Origin of the sequence: Psychrobacter maritimus (assembly GCF_029953575.1) — a bacterium.
GTDB classification, from domain to species: Bacteria; Pseudomonadota; Gammaproteobacteria; order Pseudomonadales; family Moraxellaceae; genus Psychrobacter; species Psychrobacter maritimus.
In genome coordinates this window covers 2,644,605-2,658,800 of sequence record NZ_CP124526.1, presented here as the reverse complement: position 1 = coordinate 2,658,800, position 14,196 = coordinate 2,644,605, and the positions used below count along the sequence as shown (strand labels likewise).

Genomic DNA, 14,196 nt, shown 5'->3' with positions numbered 1-14,196 from the left:
GTATAAAACGGAATTTAGATAGTGAAAGCGATAGTAAAAAATAACAGGGAGCGCGACCATGGCTAGTGAACAAAGCAAGACGAATGAACAAACACATTTTAGAACCTGCAATTTATGCGAAGCGATGTGCGGTATTGAGATAAAGCACGATGGCGAAAAAGTGCTATCGATTAAAGGTGATAAAAACGACCCATTCTCCAAGGGTTATATTTGTCCAAAAGCGACCGCCTTGCAAGATTTGCATGAAGACTGTGATCGCCTGCGTCATCCCGTTGAGAGAACGGCTAACGGTTGGAAAGAGATTAGCTGGCCTGAAGCTCTCGATAAAGTGGCTGCGGGTATTCAGTCAGTACAGAAAAAACACGGTCAAAATGCCTTTGGTATTTATCTAGGTAATCCCAACGTCCATAATTTGGGCGGCATGTTAACGATTAAGCATTTATTAAGCAGTATAAAGACGCGCAGTCGTTTTTCTGCGACTTCTATCGACCAATTGCCGCACCATATTGTCAGTATGCATCTGTTTGGGCATATGCTGCGTATCCCCGTGCCTGACGTCAATCGTACCCAATATATGCTCATCATCGGTGGTAATCCGCTGGCGTCTAACGGCAGTATTATGACTGCACCGAATATGCGCCAAAAGCTAAAAGACATCAAAGCGCGTGATGGTAAAGTAGTAGTCATCGACCCAAGGCGCACCGAAACGGCAGATATTGCGAGCGAGCATCATTTTATTCGCCCAGCGACGGATGTCTTACTCTTGCTTGCCATGCTTAATGAAATCTATCTCCAAGGTTATGCAGACAAAGCGCGCGCTAAAAATAATAGAGCGGCGGCGCTCGCGCCAGAGATTGAGCGCATTGCAGACTTCGCCAAAGATTATAGCGCCGAATCCGTTGCTGATATTACTGGCATTGCGGCAAGCGAAATTAAACGACTCGTCAAAGAGTTTTGTGAAGCCGAAAGCTCGGTCTGTTATGGGCGCATGGGTGTCTCGGTGCAAGAGTTTGGCTTATTAAGCCAGTATCTCATCATGGTGATTAATATTGTCACGGGGCGCTTGGATGAAGTGGGTGGTCTGATGTTCCCCAATCCTGCGGTTGATGTGGTCAATAACTCAGGCCCAGGTTATTTAGGTAAACGCCATAGTCGCGTGAGTAACTTGCCTGATTTTAATGGCGATTATCCCGTCGTGGCGATGGCAGATGAGATGCTGGTAGAAGGCGCGGGGCAATTAAAGGGCTTTATGACGGTCGCTGGCAACCCTGTACTCAGCACGCCAAATGGTGAAAAGTTAGATACGGCTTTTGCCAACTTGGATTTTATGGTTGCGATTGATTACTTTGTGACAGAAACCAGCCGCCATGCCCATATCATTTTGCCACCCGTCTCGCCACTAGAGCGTGACCATTATGACGTCACCTTTAATAATTTTGCCGTCCATAACGTGGCTAAATATTCAAAAGCATTATTTGCTAAGAAAAAAATTGCCAAACATGACTGGCAAATCTATTTAGAATTAGCAAAACGTCTAGATAAAAAAGCAGCGCTTGCAACAAAAATTGAGCGCCGAATAGTCAGGACATTAGGACCGAAATTTATGCTTGATCAAGGATTAAGACGTGGACCTTATGCTGGCATGACATTGAATAAACTTAAGAAAAATCCGCATGGCATTGACTTAGGGCCCCTCAAAAGAATGCTACCGCAAGCATTAAAGCATAAAGACAAGCAGATTCATCTTAATATTGATTTTTATCAAGCCGATTTAGAGCGGGTACGGGAGATGATGCAGAACTATGACGATAAGCAGGTGTTATTAATCGGTCGTCGCCATGTCCGTAGTAATAATTCGTGGCTGCACAATAGCTATCGCTTGGTAAAAGGTAAGCCGCGCTGCACGCTTATGTTGCATCCTGAAACGGCTAAAGAATACGGTATTGAGGACGGTCAAAACGTAAAAGTTACCTCGCGCGTTGGTAGCGTGACTATAGTCGCAGAAGTCACGGATGAGCTGATGCCAAAAGTGGTAAGTATCCCGCATGGCTGGGGTCATGGGCGTAAAGGCGTGAAGCAAAAAATTGCGCAAGCGCATGCCGGCGTCAGTGTCAATGATTTGACGGACGATACCTTAATCGACCAGCTAAGCGGTAATGCAGCGGTCAATGGCGTACCTGTGCAATTGGAAGCAATTCCGCTAGAAGTGGCTAATTTGGAGATTACCGATTCAAGCGTTGATTCTGACGTTAATGCCGATATTAAATCAGGAAGCGCTGCATAAAATAGCTCTAAAAAGTTTTTAATGTAAATAAAAAGGCACTTATAAAAGTGCCTTTTTTTGCGTTTCTTATTTTTACGTTCCTAGTTTTTACGTTCTTAAGCCAACAAAATCAAAGTCGACTGGCGGCGTCTCACCCTGTATCAATAAGCTGAGAGCCTTTGCCGAACCGCACGCATGCGTCCAGCCAAGCGTGCCATGACCCGTATTGAGCCATAAATTATCGAAGCTAGCGTCTATATTATGACTACCGTGACGGACTTGACCGCTATGCGCGCGCCCTATTAACGGCACATTAGAGGGTGTCATTGGGCGCAGCCCTGTCCAATATTGCACAGAATCGGCAATGATGCCTTTGGGAAATAACTGCTGCACACGGCGCGTGATGGCTTCACAGCGGGTGCTATTTAAGTCCAAATTGTAGCCGTTAAACTCTGCCGTTCCTGCTACGCGTAATTTATCGCCAAGGCGCGAGGTTACGAGCTTAAACTCATCATCAATGAGACTAACGAAAGGTGCTAAATGCGGCGCACGCGGATTGATTTGATAAGTAGCCGAGTAGCCTTTGGCAGGGAAAATTGGCAGGTGAACATGTAGCGGTTTCATCAGCGATACGCTATAGCTGCCAAGTGCCAGTACATAATTGTCGGCGCTAAAGGTCTGCTCGTTCTCACCCTTGGGTCGAATAGTCATACTATGCACATGCGGGCGAGCAGAATTGACGTCAGCATTTAACGCCAAAATGTCGGTATCGTATAAGAACTGCACGCCAGCATCGACGCAGCGCTGAGCCAAACGTTGGGTAAATAAATGGGCATTACCCGATTCATCACGGCTGGTATAAGTCGCGCCTTTGAGCTTATGAGCAATGGGATAAAGCGCAGGCTCTAGGCTAACCGCGTTATTAATATCAATGATATGACGCTCACAGCCGAGCTCTTGCATACGTGCCGTTGGCGCAATGGCGGCATCAAATTCAGCTTGGTTGGTATAAAAATGCATAATACCGCGCGTTTGCTGCTCGTAATCGATACCGATATCAGCACGCAGCTTTTGTAGGGCATTGCGCGAATACAATCCTAGACGTACCATTTGTACCAAATTGGCATCGGCTTTATCTGCGCGGCATTCTTGTAAAAACTGCATCGCCCACTTAAGCTGCGCCTTGTCAGCACGCAAGCGGTAGAGCAGCGGCGCATCTTCCTTAAATAGCCATTTAAGCGCTTTCATAGGAGCCGCAGGATTGGCCCAAGGCGTCGCGTGCGAGACGGATATCTGCCCACCATTGGCAAATGAGGTCTGCATACCGGCGGCTGGCTCGCGCTCAATCACGGTCACATCGTAGCCTGCTTGGCGAAGATACCATGCGGTGGTCACGCCCACCACGCCCGCTCCGAGTACCGCAATATGGGTCATAAATTGCTCTGCTGCGTTCTTAGTAAAGGGTTTTAAAAAGTGCTTACTGTTTTGGGTTATCGATTATGTCGCGTTATTTTTGACGGGCGACATCCGCTTGCAGTGCTGGTGGTAAGTCTAATATCGTAAGCTCGCTGTCTGCTAGATGCTCAGGGCGGGCAACAACCAATGCCTTAAAACCATTACCATTAATATTGTCATCAGCAAGCGCATTGACCACCTGAATCTTTTCTAACTTATCACCTGCTGCTGGTACATCACCTGTGCCGCTGACATAATGTAAAAAAGCTTTTGGCGCCGCTTTAAAGTAAATACGGGCAATGACTTCCTGACCCAAGTAGCAGCCTTTATCGTAGTCCATACCGCCGCGCTGATGCAGACGTAGCTCTTGTGGCTGAAATAAACCTTGCGTTGCAGCAACTATCCAATAGTTACCAATGGCAAGACTTGCTTGCATCCACGCTTGGGTGTCTGCGGGCGTATTATGTTCCTCTTTATGGCTAAAGGTCGGCTCATCGGCAACCACGCAAGGATAAATGGGCGTTGGCGCGCTGGTATCAAACTTCGAAAAGGCACCGAATTTTTTTAAATGGGCTTGAAAAGCCTCCGCACAATCGGCACTGATAACCACGTCAAAATGCTTTTCTTCTTGTTTTTTAATCCATAGCCCAAAATCGATACGACCTTTTAAATTGCTAAGCGCCGTTGCTTGATAGCTAAGTCCGAGCTTGGTGACATCAGAGGTCAGCTGCCCTTGTAAGAATTTTTCCGCATCTTCACCTTGAATGGTTAGCTGGGCAAATTGTGGCAATGTTGATTGAGTCATTATTGTTGTCCTATTTATCAGTCGCTATAGCCTCAGATATTAGGGTTAATACTGAGTTATTAAAGTGGTTGTTCACGTAGTTGTTAAAATAATACTTAAAGTAGTGTTTGAGGTTTTCACCATCTAAAGACAAGTGGCTATCAAACCAAATTTGGTTAAAGCAGAGTACCATAAAAAACCACATGATAAAAAATGTCCGCTTTATCGCATAAGCAAATATGACAATTGAGCACAGCACAGTATTCACAGCCGAAGCGATTGGTTAAAGCTGGCGAGTTACGGTACAATGTTAGCGCTAGAATACACCCAATTTATCACGGCTGACGAGGAAATTATGAGCTTACCCAATTGCCCAAAATGCGATGCTGAATATACGTACGAAGATGGTGCGTTACTGGTATGTCCTATGTGTGCGCATGAGTGGACCGCGGCTGAAACCGACGCGGCGCAGGCTGAAGCGCAAGACGCAGTTATTCGTGATGCGGTCGGTAATGAGCTGCAAGATGGCGATACCGTCACCGTGATTAAAGACTTAAAGGTCAAAGGTTCATCAACCATTATCAAAGTCGGTACGAGAGCAAAAGGTATCCGCCTATTGCCAGATGCGTCAGATGGTCATGATATCGACTGTAAACTGGATGGTTATGGACCAATGAAGCTGAAATCATCAGTGGTTAAAAAAGCCTAAGTTGTTGTTAATTAAGTGATTGTTAATAAAATAAGACCGAATGAATAAGTAGAGAATAATTATGAGCACTAAAAATGAACAACTATTTGCGCAAGCACGTAAGCATATTCCTGGCGGCGTAAACTCACCGGTTCGCGCCTTTGCCGGTGTCGGTGGTACGCCTATCTTTATGCACCGTGCTAACGGCAGCAAAATCTATGACACCGAAGACAATGCTTATATCGATTATGTTGGCTCGTGGGGTCCGATGATTTTGGGTCATGCGCATCCAAAAGTCATTGATGCCGTTAAAAAAGCCGCTGATGATGGTTTGAGCTTTGGTACACCAACGCCATTTGAAACCACCGTTGCTGATAAGATTTGCGAAATCGTCCCAAGCGTTGAGATGATTCGGATGACAAGCTCAGGTACAGAAGCGACTATGAGTGCGATTCGTTTGGCGCGCGGCTTTACTGAGCGTGACAAAATCGTTAAATTCGAAGGTTGTTACCATGGTCATTCAGACAGCTTACTGGTAAAAGCGGGCTCAGGGATGCTGGATATTGGCGAACCAACGTCAAAAGGCGTGCCAGCGGACTTTGCTAAGCATACGATTACCATTCCTTATAATGACCCGCAAGCGATTAAAGACTGCTTTGCGAAATGGGGTAGTGAGATTGCCTGCGTGATTGTGGAACCAATCGCCGGCAACATGAATATGGTCATTCCAACCCAAGAATTCCATGATACTTTGCGCGCAGAATGTACCGCCAACGGCGCGGTATTGATTTTTGATGAAGTGATGACCGGTTTTCGTGTCGGACTTGGCGGCGCGCAAGCGCATTTTGGCATTGACCCTGATTTAACCTGCTTTGGTAAAATCATCGGTGCCGGCTTACCAGTCGGTGCTTTCGGTGGTAAAAAAGACGTGATGTCTTGTATCGCACCACTTGGCGGCGTTTATCAAGCGGGTACGTTATCAGGTAACCCACTGGCAATGCGCGCCGGTATTGCGATGTTTGAAGACTTAACCGTCGATGGCTTTTATGCGGAATTATCAGCGAAAGTAGATCAGCTCGTTGATGGTTTTCAAGCTGCTGCGGATAAGCATGGTATTAACTTGCGTACTAATAAACTGGGCGGCATGTTTGGTATGTTCTTTGTTAAAGACAAGGCGACAAACGTACCGCAAAACTTCGATGAAGTGACCGAATGCAATATGGACGTGTTTAATACTTTCTTCCATGGCATGTTAGATCGCGGTATCTACCTTGCGCCATCTGCTTATGAAGCGGGCTTTATGTCAATCAAACATAGTGATGCAGACATTGAAGCGTCTATTAAAGCGGCTGACGAGATTTTTGCTGAAATGGCAAAAGCTTAGTTTACTGCTTTGAAGTTTAGCGTTATAAATAAAAACCAGCCAACGTGCTGGTTTTTTATGTCTAAAATCTTTATCTTTTATACTTTCATTACAAAAAATAAAGATTTTTTGTAATGAAAGTATAGTTTAAAAAACTAAGACTGAGATAAATCCTTTGTTGAGTGAGTGCAAAATAGAGAATAAGTTGTGCTATTCTGAGACTAATAATAACAACTGAGCAAGGATGCTAACCGATGAATACTAGTTTTGATAATAATGCACCTAGTAGTACCACGCCGCCGCTATGGCAGGCTGCTTATGAGCAGTATGGACTCAGAAATAACCTAGATGAGTTAGAAGGTAAGCAAAACTTAATAGATTTACTACAACCAAAGATAGATCAGTATAGTGACTCTGTGGCCTTTAGTATGGGGGCTGCAACGCTCACCTTTGGGCAATTAGATATCGCTAGTCGCCGTTTTGCTGCTTTTTTGCAAGCACAAGGTATAAATAAAGGCGACCGCATCGCCGTCCAACTGCCCAACATATTGCAGTATGCCGTGGTGTTACTTGGTTGTATGCGGGCAGGAGCGGTACTGGTCAATGTCAATCCGATGTATACCCATTATGAATTGGCGCATCAGCTGACGGATGCTCAAGCCTGTGGTCTTATCGTCCTCGATGGCATGAGCTCTGCTTATGAGCAGTTAGACGATGCAGTTAAGGCGCAACTTAAATGGGTCGTCAGATGTTCTATAGATCCTAACGCTGCCATATCTGATAATGATATTGCCTTATTGAGTCAGATTGGCGCACATAAGACCCCCTCAACCAATGAATCCGATAGCGTATCAGAATCAGTAACGGATAATGAGCCATCATCGCAAGAAGATATAGCGCCTGAGAACATAACGTTTGCGCGCATTATGCAGTCGCAGCGTGAGCAAGACTTTAAAGCTGTGACTATCGAGCGCGAGGATTTGGCGTTATTACAATATACTGGTGGTACAACAGGTAAGCCCAAAGGCGCGATGCTGACGCATTATAATGTCATGGCTAATGTCTGCCAGTGTTATGCAATGTTTGGCAGTGCGATTGAAGCAGGACGTAGTGAGCAAATTAAGATACTCAATCCTTTGCCGCTCTATCATATCTTCTCATTTACGGTCTGTGGTTTGCTTGGGATGTATGGTGGTTGGGAAGATATATTGGTCACTAACCCGCGTGATATTGACGGGCTAGTCAAAACCATTGAGCAGCATCGTCCGCATGTCATACCTTCGGTCAATACTTTATTTATTGGTATGTTGCATCATCCAAAGTTTGCCAGTCTTGATTTTAGTCGCTTGGCCTTATCTATCGGTGGTGGTACCGCAATCATAAAAGCGGTATCTGATCAGTGGCAACAAGTCACCGGCATGATAATCAATGAAGGTTACGGCATGTCCGAAACCTCTCCAGTTATCTCTTTTAATCCACCTGGGATTAGCAGTTTTAATGGTAGCGTTGGTCTGCCACTAGCGATGATGGATATCAAAATCATTGATGAAGATGGCGGCTCTTGCGTGATAGGTATACGCGGAGAAGTCGCTATCAAAGGGCCACAAGTGATGCGTGGTTATTGGCAAAGAGACAATACTGATACCTTTACTGAAGACGGCTATTTTAAATCAGGCGATATTGGAGTGATGAATGCTGAAGGCTTTTTGACGCTCGTTGACCGTAAGAAAGACATGATATTGGTCTCAGGCTTTAACGTTTATCCCAACGAAGTAGAAGCGGCGTTAACTGAGCACTCAAAAGTGCTAGAAGTAGCGGTAATTGGTATTGCAGATGCGCATAGCGGTGAAGTACCCAAAGCGTTTGTGGTGAAAAAAGATTCGAGCTTGACGGTAGAGGAGTTACAAGACTTTGCAAGCGAGCGTCTTACAGGTTATAAACGTCCGCAGTCATACGAATTTATCGATGAACTACCTAAGACGGCAGTTGGTAAGATATTGCGCAAGTCTTTACGCTAAAGGCACATTTTATTTAATCTAAAAAAGAGCTTAATATTATTGAAACTCTTAAAAATATTTAAGCTCTGAAAATTATAAAAACACTGAGCTGCAAAAAATTGCAGCCCAGTGTTTTTTTTCATTTTCCATATAGCACCTTAATAATCACTGAAAGGTTTGGCTTTATCTGACCTTATCAAACTTACGGTCTTTTAAGCTGAGTCTACCGCGTAGCACATCGCTATACATGCGGAAGTCGCTGGCAAAGCTTTGTAGAGGGAATTTAAAAGAGGCCGGTTTGTTCTTTTCAAAGAAAAAATGCCCGACCCACGCGCAGGCATATCCTGCCGCAATCCCTTTCAGTAGTGGTTTTGCCGAGCGGTTTTTAACAGACTTTGCCAATCCCAAAAGTCCAAAGCTACTACCAGCGAAATGCCATCGGCGGCAAGCGATATTTTGATGTTCGTTTAAATAAAAATCGTAAAATTTCAGCTTGGCTGGACGTTTTATATGGATAAGGCTGCTATGACTGGTTTTTTCCGTGCCAGCAGGAGCGTTGGTTTTTGCGGCTTGGGCGGTTGTCTGATTCATAACTTTTGCTTCCTTGCAGGTTGTTATTGATTGCGCGTCATCATTCCATGATGGGCTTTAATGGTAAAAATGGGTGCTTATTATATATATATCGAATTATATCTATCGAACACTTATCGCTATAAGTAAGTGCTTGTTCTCTATTATAATATAGAGAATGACGGCGGTAGCAAGCCCATATTGTTAAATAGGCTATGTTAAAAAAGTATGAGAAGTGGCCGCTGTTTTTTAAGGCTAAAGAGTGTTTATTTTCGGTTTAATGCGTAGGTAGTAGTGCTAGCGTCTTACTTGCCAGTGTTTTGCATAAATGTTTTAATGGCAAAACTTGCTATAATCCGCATAATAATAGTTTCAATATATAAAAGCCTTATTATAAAAGCTCTGGTTTATATAAGAAAACCTTATATAAAAATCCTTATATAAAAACCTTAAGTTCCATTCCATGTATTCTTTATTTTAAAAGCCTTGGCGCTCTTAAATATCTTTTTATCTGACACGGTAACGATCTCGCTTATGCCCAAAGACTACCTGAAAAACCCACCACCTGCTGATGATGAAATGATGGCAGCCATTGATATTGGCTCTAACAGTTTTCATTTAGCCATTGCACGCCTCAACCATGGTGAGGTGCGAAAAGTGGTGTCTATGTCTGAAAAGGTGCAGCTTGCTGCCGGACTCGATGAGAATAATATCTTGGGCGCTGCTGCTGAAAAGCGCGGTCTTGAATGTTTAAGCCGCTTTGTCGCGCGTTTAGATTCGGTGCCACCTGAGCGTATCCGCGTCGTCGCGACCAACGCCTTACGCCAAGCCAAAAACGCCAATGACTTTATCACTCGTGCCAATAAAATTTTGCCCAAACCGATTGAGATTATCGCTGGACGCGAAGAGGCGCGTTTGATTTATTTGGGCGTCTCGCATACCAATGCCAGTAGTGATAAACGCTTGGTCATTGATATTGGCGGTGGTTCGACAGAGTTTATCATTGGGCAAGAGTTCGATCCGTTATTGACCGAAAGCTTACAGATGGGCTGTGTCGCCTTTACCCAGAAGTATTTTGCGGATGGCTTGATTACCAAAGACGCCTTTAATAATGCCATCTCAGCTGCCCGTAAAGAGGTGCTAGCGATTAATGGGCGCTATCAAAAAGTTGGCTGGAGTAGTGTCGTTGGCTCGAGTGGCACGATTAAAGCGGTGCGAAATGTCCTTGTCTCAAAAGGCTGGGCAGACGAGCAAGAACGCATCACTTATAAAGGTGTTAAAAAGTTAGAGAAATTATTGCTTAAAATTGGCAACGTCGATGACATTGATTTAGAAGGCGTGAAAGAACACCGTAAAGCCGTCTTTCCAGCGGGCGTTGCGGTATTGCGAGCCATCATGAAGGTGCTCGGCATCGAGACCATGGTGTACTCAGATGGCGCGCTACGCGAAGGCGTCATGTACGATATGCTCGGCCGCTTTGCAAGTGAAGACGTGCGTGACCGCAGTGTCTTGGCACTGATAAAGCGCTATTCAGGCGATAAAAAACAAGCCAAACAAGTGGTTAAAACCAGCCTTAATTTATTTGAACAAGTCAAAGCCAAGCTTGCACTCAATAGCGAAGATGGTGACTTACTCAGACGGGCGGCGTCCTTACACGAAATAGGCTTGGCGATAGCCCATAGCAGCTACCATAAGCACAGTGCTTATTTGATTGAATACTCTGATATTCCTGGGTTTTCGCAAGTGGATCAAAAGCGGATGGCACAATTGATGCTTAATCATCGCCGTAAGCTTAAAGCGGATATGCTAGAGCAGACGTGTACCATCGGCGGTGATTCGCTCGTTTATTTGTGTTTGCTGCTACGCTTAGCGGTACTGGCGCATCATAGTCGCAGCGATCATGAGTTACCAGAATTAGAGCTGAAAGTGATTGATGATAATCGCTGGCAAATCACAGTTGGCGAAAGTAGTGAGCACTATGCTTTCTTATTATCAGATTTGCATACTGAGGTTGAGCAGTTTGCTAAATGGGGCGTGAAACTGAGCGTGGTTGAGGCCAAGTGTGATTGAAGCATCAGTGCTAATTCTTGATACTGGCTTTTGACATTGATTTTTAACATTGATGTTTAATGCTAAGCCGTTACTATTGTAATAATTGCGCTACAGATTAACGTAACAAAAGCGGCGTTGTCGGTAATGTCATGCTATTTAAGATGTGCTACTATAGCTTCTATTGAGTTTACAACTGTACTTTGATAATCGATTGTCCAAAAGCCGATAGCGCCGATAATCCTGTTATTTAGCTTTGTCATCTAACATTGTCGTTTAACAGCGCCATTATTAAATATCACTACATTATATAGAATTACGAAAGGGAAGCGTCTATGAGTACCGTCTGGGATAGCGTTCAGCTTGCACGGCATGCCAAACGTCCATTGTTTATGGACTATGTGAATCAGCTGTTTACCGAATTTGATGAGTTGCATGGCGACCGTGCTTATGCAGATGATAAGGCTATCCTTGGCGGTCTTGCGCGCCTAGATGGTCAGCCTGTGATGGTGATTGGTCAGCATCGTGGTCGTAGTACGCGCGAGCGTATCGCCCATAATTTTGGCATGGCAAACCCCGAAGGCTATCGTAAAGTTATTCGCTTGGTGAAAATGGCTGAGCGTTTTAACATTCCGGTGATGACCTTTGTCGATACCCAAGGCGCTTACCCCGGTATTGGTGCTGAAGAGCGCGGGCAAGCGCAAGCCATCGCCGAAAGTATCGCCGTGTTTTCTAGCCTTAAAGTCCCTATCATCGTTACCATTATCGGTGAAGGTGGCTCAGGCGGTGCATTGGCAATAGGCGTTGGCGATAAGGTAAATATGCTGCAAAACAGTATTTATTCGGTTATTTCTCCTGAGGGCTGTGCGTCTATCCTGTGGAAAACGGCCGAAAAAGCACAGGATGCCAGTGAAGCATTAAAATTAAATGCCATTAATCTCTATCAAATGGGCTTAATTGATGCGGTTATCGATGAAGGTGAGGGTGCCCATATTCAGCCGCAGCCAGTCATGACGGCGCTAAAAGCATTAATCGTTGAGCAATTAGATGAGATTAAAGATATCGATGCGTATGAGCGTTGCGAGCTGCGTTATGAGAAGTTAAAATCCTTTAACTCAGAAGTGATGTTGCCTTGCTAAGCATTTATATGAAAGTATATTGCTAGGTTACTTAAACTTAGCTTTTAACGATATCAATTTACGCTTAATGTTAAAATAAAAACGTGTCATTTTTGGCGCGTTTTTTTGTGCCGATTCATTTATATGTCAATTGATTTATACGTAGATATAGCCACCTAATAAATAAGAATGATTATGACAAGTAGTGCAATCCTTTCCCATCCTATTGAGCCGATAGCCACCCTGCCTATTGATGATGCTTTAGCAGAAGCGTTATTAAGCAGTCTGGCTGAATATGGTGAGCAGCTACATGGTCGCCGACTTTGGCTGGCCTGTAGTGGTGGGCGTGATTCGTTGGCACTGGCAGCACTTTGCGTACAGCTTTATCGCCAAGGTAAATTGCCATTTTTGCCGCAATTACTGCATGTCAATCATGGTCTGCACGCAGATAGTGGCGCTTGGGCGCAGCATGTGGCTCAGTGGGCCAAGGTGCAAAAGATACCTTGTCGGATTTTACGCGCCCAAGTGGACGGTCATGATGAACAAGCCGCACGCCAAGCACGCTATGATGTGATGCGCGCGCAACTTAATCAAGATGATGTATTACTATTGGCACATCATGCCGATGACCAAGCGGAAACGGTTTTAATGCGCTTGATTCAAGGCGCCGGGGTAAATGGTTTATCGGCTATGCAGCCGTGGCGCATTCAAACGCAGGGTGCGCATCGTATAGCGTTATGGCGACCTTGGCTGACTATCAAACGCGCCACTATCAGTGCCTATGCTCAGCGTTTAAAGCTGCCTTATATCGATGACCCAACCAACGATGCTGGTGATAATGTACGTAGCGGCTTGCGTCGAGATATTATGCCGATATTGGCGAGCTATAACTCCAACGTTATTGATAATATTGCTCGTAGCGCGCAGTTACTAAGTGATGCACAATTAATAATCAATGCCCAAGCAGGCGAGGATTTGCAACAGATAGAGATTGCATCATTACAGCTACCACCTGCCCAGCGCGCGCTAAATATAGATAAATTGCAAAAACTACCGATTTATCGTCAGCGGCAATTATTGCATTATTGGCTTGGTCAAGATGAACCGTTACCGCCTGCCAAACAGCTCGTCGATGATGTCTTAAGTCTAAGCCAACGTGATAATAATGACCATCAAACGGTGCTATTTTGGCAAGGTCGCAAAGCGTCTTATAGCATTCGCCGCTATCGTCAGCAGCTTTATCGTCTAAGTAGCGACTGGCTCAAATGGCTTGAGTTGCCGCTTACCGAGCAGGCGCAAACCTTATTTAATTTTACTGAATCTAATCCTATTGGGGCTGATGTTCATGCAACTGGAAGACAATCCGTTGCAATTAATTTACGTAATGATGATAAATTTGCTTGGCAATTACAGATTCTGCCAAATGAAGTAATGCAGCTATTAGAAAGCTATAACGTAGAAAGCGATAAAGATAAGCTTAAGATTACCTTTGCGCCATTAGGTCGCAATCAGCATGTGCAAACCGCACTGGCCTCACGTCCACAAGCGGGCAAAAAGCTTTATCAAAACTTGGCTATTCCATTATGGATGCGTGAGAGTTTGGTGGTAGTTAGTGTGGCTTTTATGAATAAAGGCAACAGTGAAAGCGAGCTTTTAGAAAGTGAGCACTTAATAGAACTGCCTATTTTATTAATATCACCTTTTGAAAGCTGGGCGTTGAATGCTGAGCAGGCGAATATTAATGTAGATATAAAACAGCTTGTCGCATTTATCACCAGCCATTTAACTCTGCATAAAACCTGTTAAATAATAAATATGCGACGTTCTATAGTGATGATTACTTAAACAGCAACGCCATTACTGAGCCTTTGAATTTATCAAACGACGCCAGTAGCAGTATGGTAAACTG

General features: G+C 44.5%; 10 protein-coding genes. 7 read left to right on the top strand and 3 right to left on the bottom strand.

Going from position 1 to position 14,196, the window contains the following annotated elements:
- Positions 1-58: 58 nt before the first annotated feature.
- Positions 59-2,284 (top strand): molybdopterin oxidoreductase family protein, encoded by a 2,226-nt coding sequence (locus tag QJS82_RS11320; protein ID WP_281490553.1) that lies wholly within the window; start codon positions 59-61, stop codon positions 2,282-2,284.
- Between the two features lie 87 nt (positions 2,285-2,371).
- Here the strand turns inward: QJS82_RS11320 and QJS82_RS11315 are convergent, their stop codons facing one another.
- Entirely contained in the window at positions 2,372-3,697 is a 1,326-nt protein-coding gene (locus QJS82_RS11315; protein ID WP_281490552.1) for a D-amino acid dehydrogenase, read from the bottom strand.
- 73 nt (positions 3,698-3,770) lie between these two features.
- The gene (gene ygfZ, locus QJS82_RS11310; protein WP_281490551.1) at positions 3,771-4,523 is read right to left on the bottom strand and encodes a CAF17-like 4Fe-4S cluster assembly/insertion protein YgfZ; all 753 of its coding nucleotides are present in this window, start codon (positions 4,521-4,523) and stop codon (positions 3,771-3,773) included.
- Positions 4,524-4,857: 334 nt separating this feature from the next.
- Here ygfZ and QJS82_RS11305 point away from each other — a divergent pair, with 334 nt between their 5' ends.
- The 3 genes from QJS82_RS11305 to QJS82_RS11295 all read left to right on the top strand — a co-directional run bounded on the left by QJS82_RS11305 (position 4,858) and on the right by QJS82_RS11295 (position 8,571).
- Positions 4,858-5,211 (top strand): zinc ribbon domain-containing protein YjdM, encoded by a 354-nt coding sequence (locus tag QJS82_RS11305; RefSeq protein ID WP_270896626.1) that lies wholly within the window; start codon positions 4,858-4,860, stop codon positions 5,209-5,211.
- Between the two features lie 61 nt (positions 5,212-5,272).
- The gene (gene hemL / locus QJS82_RS11300) at positions 5,273-6,574 is read left to right on the top strand and encodes a glutamate-1-semialdehyde 2,1-aminomutase (RefSeq protein WP_281490550.1); all 1,302 of its coding nucleotides are present in this window, start codon (positions 5,273-5,275) and stop codon (positions 6,572-6,574) included.
- A gap of 233 nt (positions 6,575-6,807) precedes the next feature.
- Positions 6,808-8,571: an AMP-binding protein gene (locus tag QJS82_RS11295; protein WP_281490549.1), complete on the top strand. Its 1,764-nt coding sequence runs from the start codon at positions 6,808-6,810 to the stop codon at positions 8,569-8,571.
- A gap of 162 nt (positions 8,572-8,733) precedes the next feature.
- On the opposite strand, the gene QJS82_RS11290 is transcribed toward QJS82_RS11295, so the two are convergent.
- Positions 8,734-9,141 carry an Mpo1-like protein gene (locus QJS82_RS11290; protein ID WP_281490548.1) on the bottom strand — a complete coding sequence of 136 codons (408 nt, stop codon included), beginning with the start codon at positions 9,139-9,141 and terminating at the stop codon, positions 8,734-8,736.
- Positions 9,142-9,654: 513 nt separating this feature from the next.
- Between QJS82_RS11290 and ppx the strand changes: the two genes are divergently transcribed.
- The 3 genes from ppx to tilS all read left to right on the top strand — a co-directional run bounded on the left by ppx (position 9,655) and on the right by tilS (position 14,093).
- Positions 9,655-11,190, top strand: a complete 1,536-nt coding sequence (gene ppx / locus QJS82_RS11285; protein WP_281490547.1) for an exopolyphosphatase — start codon at positions 9,655-9,657, stop codon at positions 11,188-11,190.
- A 314-nt stretch (positions 11,191-11,504) separates the two neighbouring features.
- Complete coding sequence (locus QJS82_RS11280; RefSeq protein WP_281490546.1) at positions 11,505-12,308, top strand: acetyl-CoA carboxylase carboxyltransferase subunit alpha; 804 nt, start codon at positions 11,505-11,507, stop codon at positions 12,306-12,308.
- Between the two features lie 174 nt (positions 12,309-12,482).
- Complete coding sequence (gene tilS, locus QJS82_RS11275; RefSeq protein ID WP_281490545.1) at positions 12,483-14,093, top strand: tRNA lysidine(34) synthetase TilS; 1,611 nt, start codon at positions 12,483-12,485, stop codon at positions 14,091-14,093.
- The last annotated feature ends 103 nt before the right edge of the window (positions 14,094-14,196 follow it).

Bases quoted from the DNA above. Each gene is read 5' to 3' on its own strand.
- QJS82_RS11320 (WP_281490553.1), top strand. From the start codon at position 59: ATGGCTAGTGAACAAAGCAAGACGAATGAACAAACACATTTTAGAACC.
- QJS82_RS11315 (WP_281490552.1), bottom strand. From the start codon at position 3,697: ATGACCCATATTGCGGTACTCGGAGCGGGCGTGGTGGGCGTGACCACC.
- ygfZ (WP_281490551.1), bottom strand. From the start codon at position 4,523: ATGACTCAATCAACATTGCCACAATTTGCCCAGCTAACCATTCAAGGT.
- QJS82_RS11305 (WP_270896626.1), top strand. From the start codon at position 4,858: ATGAGCTTACCCAATTGCCCAAAATGCGATGCTGAATATACGTACGAA.
- hemL (WP_281490550.1), top strand. From the start codon at position 5,273: ATGAGCACTAAAAATGAACAACTATTTGCGCAAGCACGTAAGCATATT.
- QJS82_RS11295 (WP_281490549.1), top strand. From the start codon at position 6,808: ATGAATACTAGTTTTGATAATAATGCACCTAGTAGTACCACGCCGCCG.
- QJS82_RS11290 (WP_281490548.1), bottom strand. From the start codon at position 9,141: ATGAATCAGACAACCGCCCAAGCCGCAAAAACCAACGCTCCTGCTGGC.
- ppx (WP_281490547.1), top strand. From the start codon at position 9,655: ATGCCCAAAGACTACCTGAAAAACCCACCACCTGCTGATGATGAAATG.
- QJS82_RS11280 (WP_281490546.1), top strand. From the start codon at position 11,505: ATGAGTACCGTCTGGGATAGCGTTCAGCTTGCACGGCATGCCAAACGT.
- tilS (WP_281490545.1), top strand. From the start codon at position 12,483: ATGACAAGTAGTGCAATCCTTTCCCATCCTATTGAGCCGATAGCCACC.